This is a genomic window from Sporichthyaceae bacterium (assembly GCA_036493475.1).
Taxonomy (GTDB): domain Bacteria; phylum Actinomycetota; class Actinomycetes; order Sporichthyales; family Sporichthyaceae; genus DASQPJ01.
Genome location: DASXPS010000108.1, coordinates 1 through 15,587 on the forward strand (window position 1 = coordinate 1; position 15,587 = coordinate 15,587).

14 protein-coding genes are annotated in these 15,587 nt (G+C 70.6%); 1 reads left to right on the forward strand and 13 read right to left on the reverse strand.

Features of this window, described 5'->3' with window-relative positions; translation table 11 throughout:
- From VGJ14_11295 to VGJ14_11355, 13 genes are all read right to left on the reverse strand, one after another.
- The coding region (locus VGJ14_11295) for an Hsp70 family protein (protein ID HEY2832999.1) at positions 1–2,139 on the reverse strand (2,139 nt) is incomplete at its 3' end.
- Positions 2,136–2,489, reverse strand: coding sequence for a hypothetical protein (locus VGJ14_11300; protein HEY2833000.1), 354 nt, complete (start codon positions 2,487–2,489; stop codon positions 2,136–2,138). The genes VGJ14_11295 and VGJ14_11300, both read right to left, overlap by 4 nt.
- Complete coding sequence (locus VGJ14_11305) at positions 2,489–4,033, reverse strand: hypothetical protein (protein HEY2833001.1); 1,545 nt, start codon at positions 4,031–4,033, stop codon at positions 2,489–2,491. Before VGJ14_11305 ends, VGJ14_11300 begins: the two co-directional genes overlap by 1 nt.
- Complete coding sequence (locus tag VGJ14_11310; GenBank protein ID HEY2833002.1) at positions 4,033–4,440, reverse strand: hypothetical protein; 408 nt, start codon at positions 4,438–4,440, stop codon at positions 4,033–4,035. The genes VGJ14_11305 and VGJ14_11310 overlap by 1 nt, the downstream gene beginning before the upstream one ends.
- Positions 4,441–4,480: 40 nt before the next feature.
- The gene (locus VGJ14_11315) at positions 4,481–5,335 is read right to left on the reverse strand and encodes a shikimate dehydrogenase (protein ID HEY2833003.1); all 855 of its coding nucleotides are present in this window, start codon (positions 5,333–5,335) and stop codon (positions 4,481–4,483) included.
- Complete coding sequence (gene mltG, locus VGJ14_11320) at positions 5,332–6,471, reverse strand: endolytic transglycosylase MltG (GenBank protein HEY2833004.1); 1,140 nt, start codon at positions 6,469–6,471, stop codon at positions 5,332–5,334. Before mltG ends, VGJ14_11315 begins: the two co-directional genes overlap by 4 nt.
- Positions 6,472–6,484: 13 nt before the next feature.
- Positions 6,485–6,946: a Holliday junction resolvase RuvX gene (ruvX, locus tag VGJ14_11325; protein HEY2833005.1), complete on the reverse strand. Its 462-nt coding sequence runs from the start codon at positions 6,944–6,946 to the stop codon at positions 6,485–6,487.
- Positions 6,946–9,615, reverse strand: a complete 2,670-nt coding sequence (gene alaS / locus VGJ14_11330) for an alanine--tRNA ligase (protein ID HEY2833006.1) — start codon at positions 9,613–9,615, stop codon at positions 6,946–6,948. Before alaS ends, ruvX begins: the two co-directional genes overlap by 1 nt.
- Before the next feature lie 18 nt (positions 9,616–9,633).
- On the reverse strand, positions 9,634–9,885 hold the full coding sequence (locus VGJ14_11335) for a hypothetical protein (GenBank protein HEY2833007.1): 252 nt from the start codon (positions 9,883–9,885) through the stop codon (positions 9,634–9,636).
- Positions 9,882–10,355, reverse strand: a complete 474-nt coding sequence (locus VGJ14_11340; GenBank protein HEY2833008.1) for a DUF948 domain-containing protein — start codon at positions 10,353–10,355, stop codon at positions 9,882–9,884. The genes VGJ14_11335 and VGJ14_11340 overlap by 4 nt, the downstream gene beginning before the upstream one ends.
- A 143-nt stretch (positions 10,356–10,498) precedes the next feature.
- On the reverse strand, positions 10,499–11,830 hold the full coding sequence (locus VGJ14_11345) for a replication-associated recombination protein A (GenBank protein HEY2833009.1): 1,332 nt from the start codon (positions 11,828–11,830) through the stop codon (positions 10,499–10,501).
- A 23-nt stretch (positions 11,831–11,853) separates the two neighbouring features.
- Positions 11,854–13,578, reverse strand: a complete 1,725-nt coding sequence (aspS, locus tag VGJ14_11350; GenBank protein HEY2833010.1) for an aspartate--tRNA ligase — start codon at positions 13,576–13,578, stop codon at positions 11,854–11,856.
- A gap of 12 nt (positions 13,579–13,590) precedes the next feature.
- Positions 13,591–14,289 carry an MBL fold metallo-hydrolase gene (locus VGJ14_11355; GenBank protein HEY2833011.1) on the reverse strand — a complete coding sequence of 233 codons (699 nt, stop codon included), beginning with the start codon at positions 14,287–14,289 and terminating at the stop codon, positions 13,591–13,593.
- Between the two features lie 170 nt (positions 14,290–14,459).
- Here VGJ14_11355 and VGJ14_11360 point away from each other — a divergent pair, with 170 nt between their 5' ends.
- Positions 14,460–15,407 carry a peptidylprolyl isomerase gene (locus VGJ14_11360; protein ID HEY2833012.1) on the forward strand — a complete coding sequence of 316 codons (948 nt, stop codon included), beginning with the start codon at positions 14,460–14,462 and terminating at the stop codon, positions 15,405–15,407.
- Positions 15,408–15,587 lie beyond the last annotated feature (180 nt).

Sequence of the window (15,587 nt, forward strand, 5' to 3'; positions counted from 1 at the left end):
CGTGACCTTGCGGGACACCACCTCGCGCAAGTTGCGCACCCGCTCCATCAGCGCGGGCAGCTTGAGCGCGTCCTCGACGTCGTCGAGCAGGGTCTCCGCGTCCAACAGCCGGGCGTGGCAGGTGGACCCGGCCACCGGATCCACCTCGGCGGCGCGCAACAGCCGACCGGCCTCCTCCAGCACACCCTCGGCGTAGAGCCGGTCCAGGGGGCGGGTGGCCTCGGGCACCGGGAGCTCGGCAACCGCGCGGCGCACCTCGTGCGCCCGGTCGGCGACCTCGGACAGGCTGGTGCGCAACTCGGCGGCGGACGGCGTCTCGGCGCGGCCCAAGTGCACGGAGATGTCGAAATCGCAGTCCAGCACCGGAACGTAGGCCTCGGCGCGCACCGTGCGGCCGGCGTCGATCTCGATGGAAATCTCGATCTCGCTGCCCGCCGGCACGTCGCGGCGCACCTCGCGCGGATGCAGGTCCAATCGTCCGATCGGGGTGTTGCGGTCGGCGCGCGGGCGCTCCCCCTCCACCAGCGGCACCCGGATCAGGCCCTGCCCGGAACCCTTGCGTAGGTCCACCGTGGTGTTCAGCACGATGCGCCGGTGCGCAGGCAATTCGGTGCCCTTTTCCAGCAACCAGCGCACCTCCTTGCCGGCCAGACCCACCCCTACCGAGTGGGTGAGCACCGCGGCGCCGCCCGACAGCGGGGCATGCCGGTAGGTCAGAAGTTCGGGTTGGGTGGGCAACGCGGTGCCCCGTGGGTCGCGCAGTTCAATCGCGTAGCTGTTGGTGGCGCGCGGCGCGGCGCGCAGCCGCGTGAGAAAAATGCCGTCCGCGGACACCTCGATGCGCCCGGAGCGCCACGGCGGACGTGCATGGGCGTTGACGAACTCAATCGTGCAGCCGGCCCAGTCGGTGCCCGGTGGGGTGCCGGTCGCCCGGCCACCGACCAACGGTTCGTCGTCCGCACCGACCACCTTGTGCTCCAGCTCCAGCGTGACCTCGTCGGCCCGACCCGCCCCGCCCGCCTTGCGCGGCACCCGTTGGGTGCCCGCGAAGATCGCCGCCCCGCGGGCCACCACGGTGATCGCATCCATGGAGTGGTCCAACGGGATGCCCAGACCCGCGACCGGATCGGCCAGTCGGTCCCGAAGCGCCGGGGACAGCGTGGCGCCACCAACCAGGATCACCCGTTCGATGTCGCCCGGCGCCAGGCCCTTCTCGGCCAGCGCGCGCCGGCACAGGTTGACCGAGCGGGTGTAGAGCGGGTCGGTGAACCGCTCCAACTCCGCCCGGTGCACCTCGCGGACGAACTCCAACGGCTTGCCGTCGGCGTCGGACAACTCGGCGCGCACCTCGGTGGTGGGGTTGGCGGACAACGCAATTTTCGCCGACTCCGCAACGTTCTTAAGTTTTGCGATGTTGCTTGCCCATTTACGGTTGCCACGATGCAGGTCGCTCAGCCCAAATTCTTCCGCAACTGCGGGTACCAATAGATTCTCGACAAGCGCCCAGTCGATGAGTTTGCCGCCGAGGAAATTGTCGCCGGCGTGGTTCACCACGCCGAACTCGCCATCCCGCACGTTGATCACCGCGGCGTCGAAGGTGCCGCCACCGAAGTCGTAGACCAGCCAGAACGCCCGGTGCGTCTCGGCGGTGCCGGCGTACGCCCAGGCAGCCGCGGTGGGTTCCTGGATCAGTGGGGCGAATTCCAGCCCGGCCAACGCGGCGGCCCTGCGGGTGGCGTCGCACTGGTCGAGTTCGAACGCGGCGGGCACGGTGATCACCGCAGCCTCGACCTGGTCGCCGGTGGACCGGGCCAGATCGGCGCGCAGTGACTTGAGCACCTCGGCGGACAGGTCCTCCGGGGTCATCCGGCGGCCCGACGCGGCGAACACCTTGTGCTCGCCGGGGCTGCCCATCTGCAGCTTGAACTCGCCACACGCGTTGTCCGGGTCGCGCTCCAGCCGGCTCTTCGCCTCGTCGCCGACGTAGATGTTGCCGTTCTCCGACACGTACACCGCGGACGGGGTGAACTCGCGCTGCCAGGTGTTGCGCACCACGGCGGCATCGGCTCCGGCCGCGATGGCCAGCGCGCTGTTCGTGGTGCCCAGGTCGATGCCGACGTCGATGGTCTCCCGGCTCACGACCTACCCCCGAGCACTCGCTTCTTCTTCTCCGGCCGGGCCACGATCACCTGGCCGATCTGGATGCGCCGGCCGTCCCGGTACACGCACGGGCGGACAGTCTCCACCACCGTCTCCGCGGAAGCATCCGGGCGCGGCTCGTAGGCGATCACCTCCAGGGCCATGCCCGGATCGAAACTGGTGCCGTCGTGATCCTGGAAGGACAACCCGGCCTCGGCCAGCGCGGTGCACGCGGCGCGCACATGCCGGGCCGCCTGACGTTGTTCATCGGAGCCGCCGCCGGACAGTTTGCGCCCGGCCCGCCAAAGGTTGGTCAGCGCATCGGCCAGTGCCGCGTCGTGATCACTCATCAGTCGTCCTCGTGCCGGCCGCACGACGGCGCGAGGCGTTCGTCCAACCAGGCGTCGATGCTGCGTCGGCGTTGCCCCGCCGCGCCGGCCAGCACCGCCGCGGTGGCCAGCGCGACCGCCGCGGTGATTGGCGGAGGGAGTACCAGTAGGCAGAGCCCCAGCAGGGCGTCAATGGGCAACCCCAGACGCAACCAGCGCACCAAGTGGCTCGTCGGCACCCGCGCGTAGACGAACTCGTCGTCGGAAAGGTACGAGCCCAGCGGATAGACCGGCACCCAGAACACAGTGACGAACCGGGTTTCCACCCAGGTGTCCCCGGCCCGGGCGCGGTGGCCGTAGGGCCGCACCCCGCAGCCGGCGAACACCGCGCGGGTGGGCACGTCCGCCAGGGCGGCGCGGACCGCCCGCGGGTCACGGACCACCCGGTCCACCTCAGTTGCCAGGTGCGGTTCGACGCCACGGCGGCGCCAACGGGTCAACACCTCGACAGCGCCGTCCGGGTTGCTGGAGCTGATCCACGGTTCGACCACGGCGAGTACCGCCGCTTCGGCCAGGCCGCGCCGGGTGCGTTCCACCAGATCGACGGTGGTCTTCTCCCGGGCCAGCTTCGCCGCCGCGTCCAGCAACGGCTGCACCTGCGCGGGTTCCCCGCCATCGTTCACCCGGGCCACCGCGGCCCGGGTGATGGTGTTGGCGATCTCGTCGTGCAATGCGTTGGACAGCCCGTCGTCCGGCAGTACCGCGGCGGGCACGGCCAACAACCGGGGCGCCTCGGCCAACAACGCGGTGCACCGCTCAATCATCTCTGACGGATCGTCAGAGCAGCCCTCGGTCAGCGCGGCGCACTCGTCGTGGATGCGATCCACCACCGGGTTGCAGGCATCACGCAGGGCCGCAGCCACGGTCTCGGCGGGGAAGGGGGCGTGGTGCAGCAGCGCCACATGTCGGGCCACCCGCGCGGTGTCACCCATGGCGGCGGCCGCCGCGGCCAACTCTGCGTTGGGCGCCAACACCCGGCGCGGCAATCGGCTGCGCAGCGCGGTCACCGTGGCCACCGACACCCGCGGGTCGTCGAGTTCCTTGGCCCGGCGTTCCAAGCGGAACCAATAGGCCTCATCGGACAACGTGTGGGACCAGGCGGCCAACGCGGTGCGCCACTGCTCGTCATCGGCGTCGGCGCAGTCCAGCGCCCGGGTGTGCGCGGCCACCGCCTCATCGTGGACGGCGACCCCGGACAGCCACAGCGACTCGTGAACCAGGCGCGCGACCGGGGACTGCATGGCCTCGAACGCGGACTTCACGCTGTCCGGATCCGGCGCCGGATCCGGGGCCAGGTTCCCGAACGGACTGGGCAGCGAGGTGCCCAGTCGAGCGGCCATGGTCACCTCCTCGCGACGGCGGCGCAGCTGTGCTGACGTGGCGTCGGTGAGTACCCCGGTGACCCGGAACATGTTGCCGGTGTAGGTCTGGCGCACCGGCAGCCGACGCAGCACGGCGTCCACGTCGCGTCCGACGGCGTCGACGTCCACGGCCCGGTTGGGCATCAGGCGTCCTGACGCCCCATCAGCGCTGCCCCGACGCCCAGGGCGGTGGCGCCCACAGTGGCCGCCAGGGCCAGGTACCGGCCCCTGGCGGGCAGCGAGGGCCAGGCCAGCGCGGTGGCCGCCAGGTCCACCCCGTCGGCGAAGGCGCCCAGCCCCACCGTCGCGCGTCGGGCGCCCGCCGACCCGCGCGCACAGGCCGCCAGCGTCAGCGCGCCGAGAGCAAGGTCGCGCGCGCCCAGGGCGCGGGCCAAGACCCGTATGCCGGGCTCTGCGGCCCGCTGCTCGCTGACCCAGGTGCGCGCGAGCAGCGCGGGCCGGGCGATGGCCGCCACGCCGACGACAACCCGGCCCGCCGCGATGCCGGGACCGAGCAAGCGTGGGTCGGTGATCCGCCGTGCGAGGTTCATCCGCTCACCATTCCTTCCGTTGCGTGCGGCCATTCCGCGGTTATGGCATCGGGCGGGCCGGACGCATCGCTCGTTCCGCGAGGACGGCCCGTCCGGCGGTGCGCATGGCGGCCACCACGTCGCCACGCGGCACCGGGTGACCGGTCATCAGCTCCACCTGCAGCACAGCCTGATGGATCAACAGGTCCAGGCCGCCGAGTACCTGGCCGCCGCGAGCCGCCCAGGCCGCGGCCAGCGCAGTGGGCCACGGGTCGTACACCACGTCGAAGAGCGTCGCGAGGTCGTCGGGCAGCTCGCCGGCGAGCCCGTCCGCGGCGCCGGAGGGGGCGGTGGAGATGACCAGGGGTGCATCGGCGGCCCGGCCGGCGTCGTCCCAGGACCGCACCACCAGCGGCACGCCGAATCCTTCGGCCAGCGGCAGCAGTTCCTCGGCCCGGGCGGCGGTGCGCAGGTAGATCTCGACCTCGCCGGTGCACACCCCGGCCAGCGCGGCAATGGCGGAGGCAGCGGTCGCCCCGCCACCGAGCACCGCGGCGGTGGGCACCTCGGTCACCCCGACCTCGGCCAGGGCGTTGACCAGGCCGGGCACGTCGGTGTTCTCCCCGTGGGTGCCCGCGGCGTCGAAGGTCAACGTGTTGACCGCCCGGACCGCACCGGCGACCTTGCCGAGCGTGTCGCACAGCGGGATCGCCGCGCGCTTGAGTGGCATGGTCAGCGACAGGCCCGCCCAGCGTTCGTCCAGGCCCGCGACGAACCCCGCCAGGCCGTCCTCATCGACCTCGTGGAAGTCGTAGACCCAATCCAACCCGAGCACCGCGTATGCCGCCGCGTGCAATGTAGGGGACAGCGAATGCCGCACCGGTTTGCCGAGCACCGCGGCACGGCGCCCGCTCACTTGTACCCGGGATGCTCGCGCATCCACTGCTGGAACAACGCGACGTTCTGTGCGTGCTCGGCGCCGGTGGTGGCGAACCGGGTCTCCCCGGTCTGCGGGTTGATGGCCACGAAGTACAGCCACGGGCCGGCCTCGGGGCTCAGCGCGGCGTTGATCGCGGCCTCGCCGGGATTGTTGATCGGTCCCGGCGGCAGCCCGATCACCTTGTAGGTGTTGTACGGCGAATCGATGGCCCGTTGCGCCGCGGTAGTGGTGATGGCGCGGATGCCACCGTTGGCGTAGAGCACCGTGGTGTCCAGTTGCAGCGCCATCTGCTTGGCCAGCCGGTTGTAGATCACCTGCGCGATCTTGGGCATGTCCTCGGCCCGCTTGGCCTCGGCCTGCACCAGGCTCGCCACCGTCAACACCTGAAACGGCGTCAGGTTCTGTGGGCCGGTCTTGGTGGTGATGCCGGTGGTCTGCGAGGCCTGGTTGAACCGCTTGGTGAACGCCTGCAGGACCGTGGTGGCGGTGGCTTCTGGCTCGAAGTCGTAGGTGGCCGGGAACAGGAAACCCTCGGACCGATGTCCGTCCGGGTTCTTGTCCCAGTCCGGGATGCCGTACCCGGATGGGTCCTTCAACGCATCGTCGAACTTGTCCTGCGCGATGCCGGTCTGTTGCACCAGCAGGGCGATGATCTCCTTGCTGGTGCGGCCCTCCGGCACCACCACGTGCGCCAGGACTCGGTACTGCGGGTCCAACAGTCGGCTGACCGCGGCCTTGCCGGACAGGTGCTCGGCCATCCGGTACGTGCCCGGCGCGATCGAGGTGGAGCGCGAGTTGTGTTTGGCGGCGTCGACGAACGCGCCCTGGGACTTCACCACGCCGGCCTCGGCCAGCATCTTGCCGATGGTGCGCAGGCTGGAGCCGGGGATGACCTTGACCTCCTTGTCCGGGCCGGCCGGTCCGGAGAAGTCCGCGGTGTCCTCGGTGAAGTGGTGCACGACGCGGCTGAAGCCGACCGTGGAGCTGATGCCGATCACGCCGACCGCTATCAGCGCGATCAGCACCGCAACCAACGCCTTGGCCTTGGAGCGGCGGTGGCGCATCCGCGACGGCGGTGGCGGGGGGCCGGGATGCCCAGTGGTTCCGGTCACCCGCCCACGATATTCAAGCCGGGTCCGGGGTGACGGGTTCCCCGGCGGGCGCGCCGGAGGAACGTTCGGCATCCAGCGCGGCCTGCAGGAACACCACCGCCGCGGCCTGGTCCACCATGCCGCGGGCCTTACGCCCGGAAACCCCGGCCGCGCGCAGGTCCCGGGCCGCGGCCACCGTGCTCAGCCGCTCGTCGACCAGCCGCACCGACGTCGGAGCCAGGCGCGTGGCCAACTCCCCCGCCCACGCGCGCGCCGCAGCGGCGGCCGGGCCGTCACCGCCGGACAGCGAGCGCGGTAGCCCGACCAGCACCTCAACGGCGTCCCGCTCGGTGACCAGACCTGCCAGCCGATCCAGGTCACCCTGGCCGCGCGCCACCGTCTCCACCGGCGTGGCGAGAAACCCGGAGGGGTCACTGGCGGCCACGCCGATGCGTACGCTGCCCAGGTCGATCCCCAGCCGCACCCCGGGCCGCATCAGCCGGCAGCACCCACCGCCGCTGCCACCGCCGCCAGGGCCTCGGTGATCTTGGTGGGGTCGGTGCCACCGCCCTGAGCCACGTCGTCCTTGCCGCCGCCACCACCGCCGAGCACGCCCGCGGCGAGCTTCACCAGCGCGCCTGCCTTGATCCCCCGGCCGCGGGCCGCCTCGTTGGTCGCCACCACGATGGACGGCTTCCCGCCGGTGACCGCCACGGCCGCGACGACGCTCGGTCGGTCGGCGGCGATGCGACCGCGCACGTCGAGCGCGAGCGTGCGCAGGTCGTCCGGGCGGGTGTCGTCGGGCAACCGCACGCCGACCCAGGCGACGCCGTCGACGTCGGTGGCGCCGGCGGCCAGGTTTCCGGCCGCGGCCAGCACCTGCCCGGCCTTGACGTCGGCGAGCTCCTTCTCGGCCTCTTTGAGCCGGGCCAGGATCGCGTCGATCCGCTCGGGTAGTTCCTCCGGGCGGGCCTTGATGGTGTCGGTCAGCTGCGCGACCAGCGCGTGCTCGCGGGCGAAGAACTGGTAGGCATCGGCGCCGACCAGGGCCTCGACGCGGCGCACGCCCGCGCCGATGGAGGACTCCCCGAGCAGCTTGATCAGGCCCAGCTGCCCCGAGCGCGCCACATGCGTGCCACCGCAGAGCTCGCGGGAGTAGTTCCCGACGGACACCACGCGTACCACGTCGCCGTACTTCTCGCCGAACATCGCGATGGCGCCGGAAGCCTTGGCCTCGTTCTGCGACATCAGTTCGGCGATCACCGGGTGGTCCTCGACCAGCACCTCGTTCACCCGGACCTCGACATCGTCGAGGACGCCCGCGGGCAGCGCCGCGGGCGAGGAGAAGTCGAACCGGAACCGGCCCGCGGAGTTCTCCGAGCCGGCCTGTGCCGCGGTCTCCCCCAGGGCCTCGCGCAGGCCCTTGTGCACCAGGTGGGTCGCGGTGTGCGAACGCGAGATCGCGGCGCGCCGGGCCACGTCGACCTGCGCGACGACCGCGTCGCCGACGGTGAACTGACCCGAGCGCACCGTGGCCCTGTGCACGATCAAGCCCGGCACCGGGGACTGCACGTCGTGCACCTCGGCCATCGCGTCGCCCGCGCGTAGCACGCCGGTGTCGGCGAGCTGGCCACCACCCTCGGCGTAGAACGGGGTGCGGTTCAGCACGACCTCGACCGCGTCGCCCGCCGACGCCGCCGGCACCGACGCACCGCCCGCGATGAGCCCGAGCACGTCGGCCTCGGCGACCACATCGGTGTAGCCGAGGAAGTCAACCGGCTTGCCCGCCGCGGTCAGCGCATCGCGGTAGGTAGACACATCCACGTGCCCGGTCTTCTTCGCCTTCGCGTCCGCCTTACCGCGCTGACGCTGTTCGGTCATCAGCCGGGTGAACGCCTCCCGGTCGACCTCGATCCCCTGCTCCGCAGCCATTTCCAGCGTCAGGTCGATCGGGAATCCGTACGTGTCGTGCAACGCGAAGGCCTGCTCACCGGACAGCTCGGCGGAGCCGGACTTCTTGGTCTCGGCCACCGCGGAGTCCAGGATCGAGGTGCCCGCGCGAAGCGTGCGCAGGAACGCCGCTTCCTCCGCGTCGGCCACCGCGTGGATGCGCGACGCCTCGGTGAGTAGTTCCGGGTACTGCGGCGCCATCGCGTCGATCGCCGTTTGGATCAGCGCATGCGTGGTTTCCTCGGGCCCGCCGAGCAAACGCATGTTGCGCACCACCCGGCGCATGATGCGGCGCAACACATAGCCGCGGCCCTCGTTTCCCGGCGTGACGCCATCCCCGATGAGCATGGCCGCGGTGCGCGAATGGTCGGCGACCACCCGCAGCGACACGTCCTTCGCGTGGTCGGCACCGTACTTGACCCCGGTCAACTCGGTGGCCCGGTCCAGGATCATGCGGGTGGTGTCGATCTCATAGATGTTGTCGACGCCCTGCAGGATCGCGGCCATTCGCTCGCAGCCCATGCCGGTGTCGATGTTCTTCGCGGGCAGCTCACCGCGGATGTCGAAGTCGATTTTGGTGCGCACGGCGGACAGTTCGTACTGCATGAACACGAGGTTCCACACCTCGAGGTAGCGGTCCTCGTCGGCTACCGGCCCGCCCTCCTTGCCGTACTCCGGGCCGCGGTCGAAGTAGATCTCCGAGCACGGGCCGCCGGGGCCGGGCACGCCCATGTGCCAGTAGTTATCGGCCAGCCCGCGACGTTGGATGCGGTCCAGCGGAACGCCGGCGGCATCGTGCCAGATCTCCAGCGCCTGGTCATCGTCGGTGTAAACGGTGCACCACAGCCGGTCCCCGTCGAAGCCGTAGCCGCCGGATTCCACCGAGGAGGTGAGCAGCTCCCAGGCCAGCGGGATGGCCAGGGACTTGAAGTAGTCGCCGAAGGAGAAGTTGCCGGCCATCTGGAAGAACGTGGCGTGCCGCGTGGTCTTGCCGACCTCGTCGATGTCGGGGGTGCGTACGCACTTCTGCACGCTGGTGGCGCGCTTCCACGGCGGGGTCTGCTCGCCGAGGAAGTACGGCTTGAACGGCACCATCCCGGCCGGCACCAGCAGCAGCGTCGGGTCGTCGGCGATCAGCGACGCGGACGGCACGACGTGGTGCTCGTTGCGCTCGAAGAAGCGCAGGAACCGATTGCGGATATCGGCGGAGTCCATGCTTGGTGCGTCCTCAAACTAGCGAGCGGTCGGGGTTTCCTCGGGCACGTCGTTCAGGCCGAGTGCCTCGTACAACTCGTCCTCGCGGTCCCACATGGCGTCGCGCACATCCTGACCGAACTCGCGCATGGCGCCCCCCAGCGTGGTGATCGAGGTGGCCAGCCGATCGGTCACACCCTCGGCGGTCAGCGCGCCCATGGCACGGGACGCACGTCGGGTGACGAGCGCCCCGACGGTGACCCCCATCGCTGTCCAAAATAACCGGCTCATCGCCTGGCCTTCGACGCCTTTTTCGACGCCTTACGGGCGGCGACGCTGGCCTTGCGTCGGGCGGTACGCGCGCCGCGGCCCTCCTCGCGCAGCTGCGCCTTGACCCGCTTCTGCATTTCGCGCTGCTTCTTGCCGCCCATCGCGCGGCGCACGCCATAGGAGAACGAGGCGATCTTCACCATCGGGCCGCCCAGCGACACCGCCGCGATCGAGGACAGCGCACTGGCGTTCTTGGTGATCGTGGACACGTTGGTGGTGATGGTCTCCACCCGGTCCAACGCCAGATTCGCGGTGGCCACCGTGGTGGTGACCTCGACCAGCACCGGCACCGTGGAGTCGCCCACGTCGCCGACCACCCGGGTCAGCTCCTTGAGGGTGCCCCCCAGCGCGACCAGCACGTAGGCGATGAACAGCACGAGCACGGCCCAGGCAATGGCCACGATCAGTCCCGCGACCTGTCCTGCGGACACCCGCTCACACCCCTTCGCCTGCGAATCGGACCCGGGAAGCCTACCGAGACCCTCTCCCCGCACTGCGTCCGACCAACCGCGGCCTCCGGCGCGCGTCCGGGAGAGCGCTTCGGGCCGGCAGCGCATGCTCGCCCCGGTCCTGTTCACCGCTCGCCGCGAACCACCCGCCGCAGTTTCGCCAGCCGCTCGGCCAGGTCGCGCTCGGCACCGTTAACCGTCGGCTCGTAGTAGTCCCGCCCGACCACCGCGTCCGGGGGGTATTGCTGCTCGACCACGCCGTGCGGGTAGCTGTGCGCGTACCGGTACCCCTCGCCGTGGCCGAGCTTCGCCGCGCCCGGGTAATGCGCGTCGCGCAGGTGGGCCGGCACCGAGCCGATCCGACCGGCCGCCAGATCCGCGCTCGCCGCATCGATGGCCTTGATCACTGCGTTGGACTTCGGCGCCACCGACAGCGCGATGGTGGCCTGGGCCAGGTTGAGCCGGGCCTCCGGCAGCCCGATCAACTGCACCGCCTGGGCGGCCGCGACGGCGGTGGTCAGCGCGGTCGGGTCGGCCAGGCCGATGTCCTCACTGGCCAGGATCACCAACCGCCGGGCGATGAACCGCGGGTCCTCCCCGGCCGCGATCATCCGGGCCAAATAATGCAGTGCCGCATCCGGATCGGAGCCGCGCACGGACTTGATGAACGCGGAGATCACGTCATAGTGCTGGTCGCCGTCCCGGTCGTAGCGGGCCGCGGCCTTGGCCACCGCCCGTTCCACCAGCGCCAGGTCGACCTCGGTGCGACCGAGGTCCAGCGCGGCACCGGCGGAGGCCTCCAGCGCCGTGAGCGCGCGGCGCGCGTCTCCCCCGGCGACCCGGATCAGGTGATCGCGCGCGTCCGGGTCAAGCGTGGCGGCCTTCGCCAGACCTCGTTCGTCGACCAGCGCTCGGTCGAGCAGGTCGCCGATGTGCTGTTCGGTCAGCGGCTGCAGGGTGAGCAGCAGAGAGCGGGACAGCAGCGGGGAAATCACCGAGAACGACGGGTTCTCCGTGGTGGCCGCGACCAGGGTCACGACGCGGTCCTCGACGGCGTGCAGTAGCGAATCCTGTTGCGCCTTGGAGAACCGGTGCACCTCGTCGAGGAACAACACGGTCTGCCGTCCGCTGAAGTCGTTTTTGGCCGCGGTCAGGACCTCGCGGACCTCCTTCACCCCGGCGCTGACCGCGGACAGTTCGACGAACCGGCGGCCGGTCGCGCCGGCGATGATCCGGGCCAACGTGGTCTTGCCGGTCCCGGGCGGACCCCACAGCAGCACCGACACCGGCGCGGCGGCGCTGCTGCTCGGGTCGGCCTCCACCAGCCGGCGCAGCGGTGAACCGGGCTCCAGCAGATGCTCCTGGCCAACGACCTCGTCCAGCGTGCGCGGCCGCATGCGCACCGCCAACGGCGCGACCCGTCCCGCGGCGGCGTCGAACAGCGACTCGGACTCCACCCCGCCGACCCTAGCCGGCGGCGCTATGCGGGTGGGGCGTCGATGCCGGCTTCCTTGCGCTGCGCCGGGGTGATCGGCGAGGGCGCCCCGGTGAGCGGGTCGCCGCCGGACGCGGTTTTCGGGAAGGCGATGACGTCGCGGATGGAGTCGGCGCCGGCCAACAGGGCGCACAGCCGATCCAGGCCCAGCGCGATGCCGCCGTGCGGCGGCGGGCCGAACGCGAACGCCTCGAGCAGGAAGCCGAACTGGTCCTCGGCCTGGTCCTTGGTCAGCCCGATGAACTCAAATACCCGCGACTGCACGTCGCTGCGGTGGATACGGATCGATCCGCCGCCGATCTCGGTGCCGTTGAGCACGATGTCGTAGGCGTCGGACAGGGCGTGTTCGGGGTCGGTGTCGAAGGTGTCCACGTATTCCGGCGTGGGCGAGGTGAAGGGGTGATGCACCGGACCCCAGCCGCCGTGCCCGGTCCGCTCGAACATCGGGGCGTCCACGATCCAGACGAACTCCCAACGCGAGGTGTCGATGAGCGCGCACCGTCGCCCGATTTCCAGTCGCGCCGCGCCCAGCAGTTGCAGGGTCGCGGTGCGCTCCCCCGCGCCGAGGAAAATGCAGTCGCCCGGTTGCGCGCCGACCGCGGCGACCAGGCCGCCGCTCTCCGCCTCGGACAGGTTCTTCGCGACGCCGGCCGGCGTACCGTCCTGACCCACCGTCACATATGCCAGACCCATGGCCCCCCGCGACTTGGCCCAGTCCTGCCAGTTGTCCAACTCGCGGCGGGTCTGAGCGGCCCCACCGGGCATCACCACCGCACCGACGTGCTCGGCCTGGAACACCCGGAACTCGGTGTCGGCGAAGTAGGACGTGAGGTCCACCAGTTCGCAGCCGAAGCGCAGGTCGGGCTTGTCCGAGCCGAAGCGGCGCTCGGCCTCGTGCCAGGCCATCTGCGGGATCTCGCCGATCCGGTAACCCAGAACCCGCGACCACACCGCGCGCAGCACCTTCTCGGTGACCGCGCGCACGTCTGCCTGGGTACAGAACGACATTTCCACGTCGAGCTGGGTGAACTCCGGTTGCCGGTCGGCGCGGAAGTCCTCATCCCGGAAGCAGCGGGCGATCTGGTAGTACCGCTCCAGCCCGGCAACCATCAGCAGTTGCTTGAACAGCTGTGGGGACTGCGGCAGGGCATACCAGTGGCCCGGCTGCAATCGCACCGGCACCAGAAAGTCCCGCGCCCCCTCCGGAGTGGACCGGGTCAAATACGGGGTCTCCACGTCGAGAAAGTCCTCGGACTCCATCACCTCGCGGATGACGTGCGTGACCCGTGAGCGCAACCGCATGTTCTCGGCCATCTTGGTGCGGCGCAGGTCGAGGTAGCGGTACTTCAGCCGCGCTTCCTCGCTGACGCCCGCGCCGTGGTCGTCGATCGGGAACGGCAGCGGCCCGGCCTCGGACAACACCACTACCTCGGTGGCGATGACCTCGATCTCGCCGGTCGCCAGGTTCGGATTGGCGTTGCCCTCCGGACGCACCTGCACGCGCCCGGTCACCCGCAGGCAGTACTCATTGCGCAGCCCGTGCGCCACGGCCTCGTCACGGACCACCACCTGGGCCAGTCCCGAGGCGTCCCGCAGGTCGAGAAAGGCCACGCCGCCGTGGTCGCGCCGGTGCGCGACCCAGCCGGCCAGCACGACCGTGCTGCCCGCGTCGGCCGCCCGCAGCGCGCCCGCGCGATGAGTCCTGATCAACGTTCTGCTCCCCTACAGACCCCGGTGCGGCCCGGCCAACGGGGCGGCCTCTGCCAGGTACGGATTGGTCGCCCGCTCGGCACCAATGGTGGTGGGGTCGCCATGGCCCGGCAGGACGAGGGTCCCGTCCCCCAGTGGCAGCACCTTGGTGGCCAGGCTCTGCAGCATCTGCTCGTGGCTGCCGCCGGGCAGATCGGTGCGTCCGATTGAGCCCCGGAACAGCACGTCGCCGGACACCAGCAACGGCTCATGCATGTCCGCGTCCGGCGGCAGTCGGAACATCACCGAACCTGCCGTGTGTCCGGGGGCGTGATCGACGGTGAACTCCAGTCCGGCCAACTGCACCACGGAATTGTCCTCGAGCAGCTTCACATCGTCCGGCTCGGTCCACTCCAGTCGCCCGCCGAACATGTTTCGCGATTGGGTGCTCACCCCGAGCAGCGGATCGACCAGCAGGTGCCGGTCGTCCGGGTGGATCCAGGCGGAGATGCCGTGCGCCCCGCACACCGGGCTGACCGCGAACGTGTGGTCCAGGTGGCCGTGGGTGAGCAGCACTGCCACCGGGCGCAGCCGCTGCTCGGTGAAAACCTCCTCGAGCATGGGTTCAACATCGACGCCCGGGTCGATGACCACGCACTCCTCGCCCGGCCCCGTCGCCAGGACGTAACAGTTGGTGTCGAATGCGGCAGCCGGGAAACCTACGACCAGCATCGCTCCATATCCTCCCCGCTCGGCCCTCGAACCGTTCGGTCGCTGACCCTAGCCGGTCGACTGCCGGGAGCACCGCTGTGACCTTCGGCTTAAGTCGGCTCCCTACACTGGCGGCGCCGGAGGAGCGGGTGCACCCGCCGCGCCCGGCCCCCGGCGGAGAAGGAGAACGCGTGGCAGGGCAGGGGAAGCAGACCAGCGCCGAGCGACGCAAGGAGCGGCAGGCCGCCGCCCGGGCAGAGTCCGCGAGAAAGCGCCGCAAGCAACGTCTGCAGGTGCTCGGCGGCGGCGGCGCGCTGGTGGCCGTGGTGGCGATCGTCGCCGTGGTGGTCGCCCTGGTGCACAACGGCGGCAGCAGCAACGACGCCTCGAAGAACCCGATCCCCTCCCCGGCGCCCACCGCAGACCAGACCGGCGTACCGCCGGGCCAGTTCCGTTGCCTCTACGAGGACAGCCCCAACCCGGTGGCGGCCGGAGCCCGCAACGTCGGCAAGCCTCCGGAGCTGACCGAGAACACCACCCCGCAGTACGTCACGATGACCACCGACCACGGCACGATCGAGCTGGAGCTGGACGCGAAGTCCGCACCCTGCACGGTGAACTCGTTCGTGTTCCTGGCGCAGCACGGCTATTTCGACAAGACCACCTGCCACCGCCTGCTCGACACCGCCGCGGACTCCCTGACCTACGCGGTGCTGCAGTGCGGCGACCCGACCGGCACCGGACAGGGGGGACCGGGCTACAAGTTCGCGGACGAGGCGCTGAGCGGTGCCCGATACGCCAAGGGCGTGATCGCGATGGCGAACGCCGGCCCGAACACCAACGGCAGCCAGTTCTTCATGATGTTCAAGGACTCCAGCTTCGACCCGAACTACACCCCGTTCGGCCACATCTTGTCCGGCGTCGACGTGATCGAGAAGATCGCCAAGGGCGGCACGGAGCTCAACCCCCAGACGCAGCAGAACGACGTACCCAAGACCAAGACCACCATCACCAAGGTGACCATCAGTTCCACACCCCCCAAGGGCACCACCGCCAAGCCCACACCCAGCAGCTCTGCCAAGCCCACGTCCACCGGTTCCGCAAAGCCGACTGCCAGCAGCAGCGCCAAACCGAAATGAGTTTTCGTCTGCAGACGAGAGGCGCGAGGTGACCAACGCGCAGCCGCCCGAGGGCAGCGAGCCGGACGTGCCGGCCGCTGTTCCCGACGCGACGGTGCTCCCGAGCCCGACTCCGGAGCCGGTGGCGGTTGCAGAGCCCGCAGCAGCTGAAGAGCCCACGGCGGCTGAGGAACCCGCGGC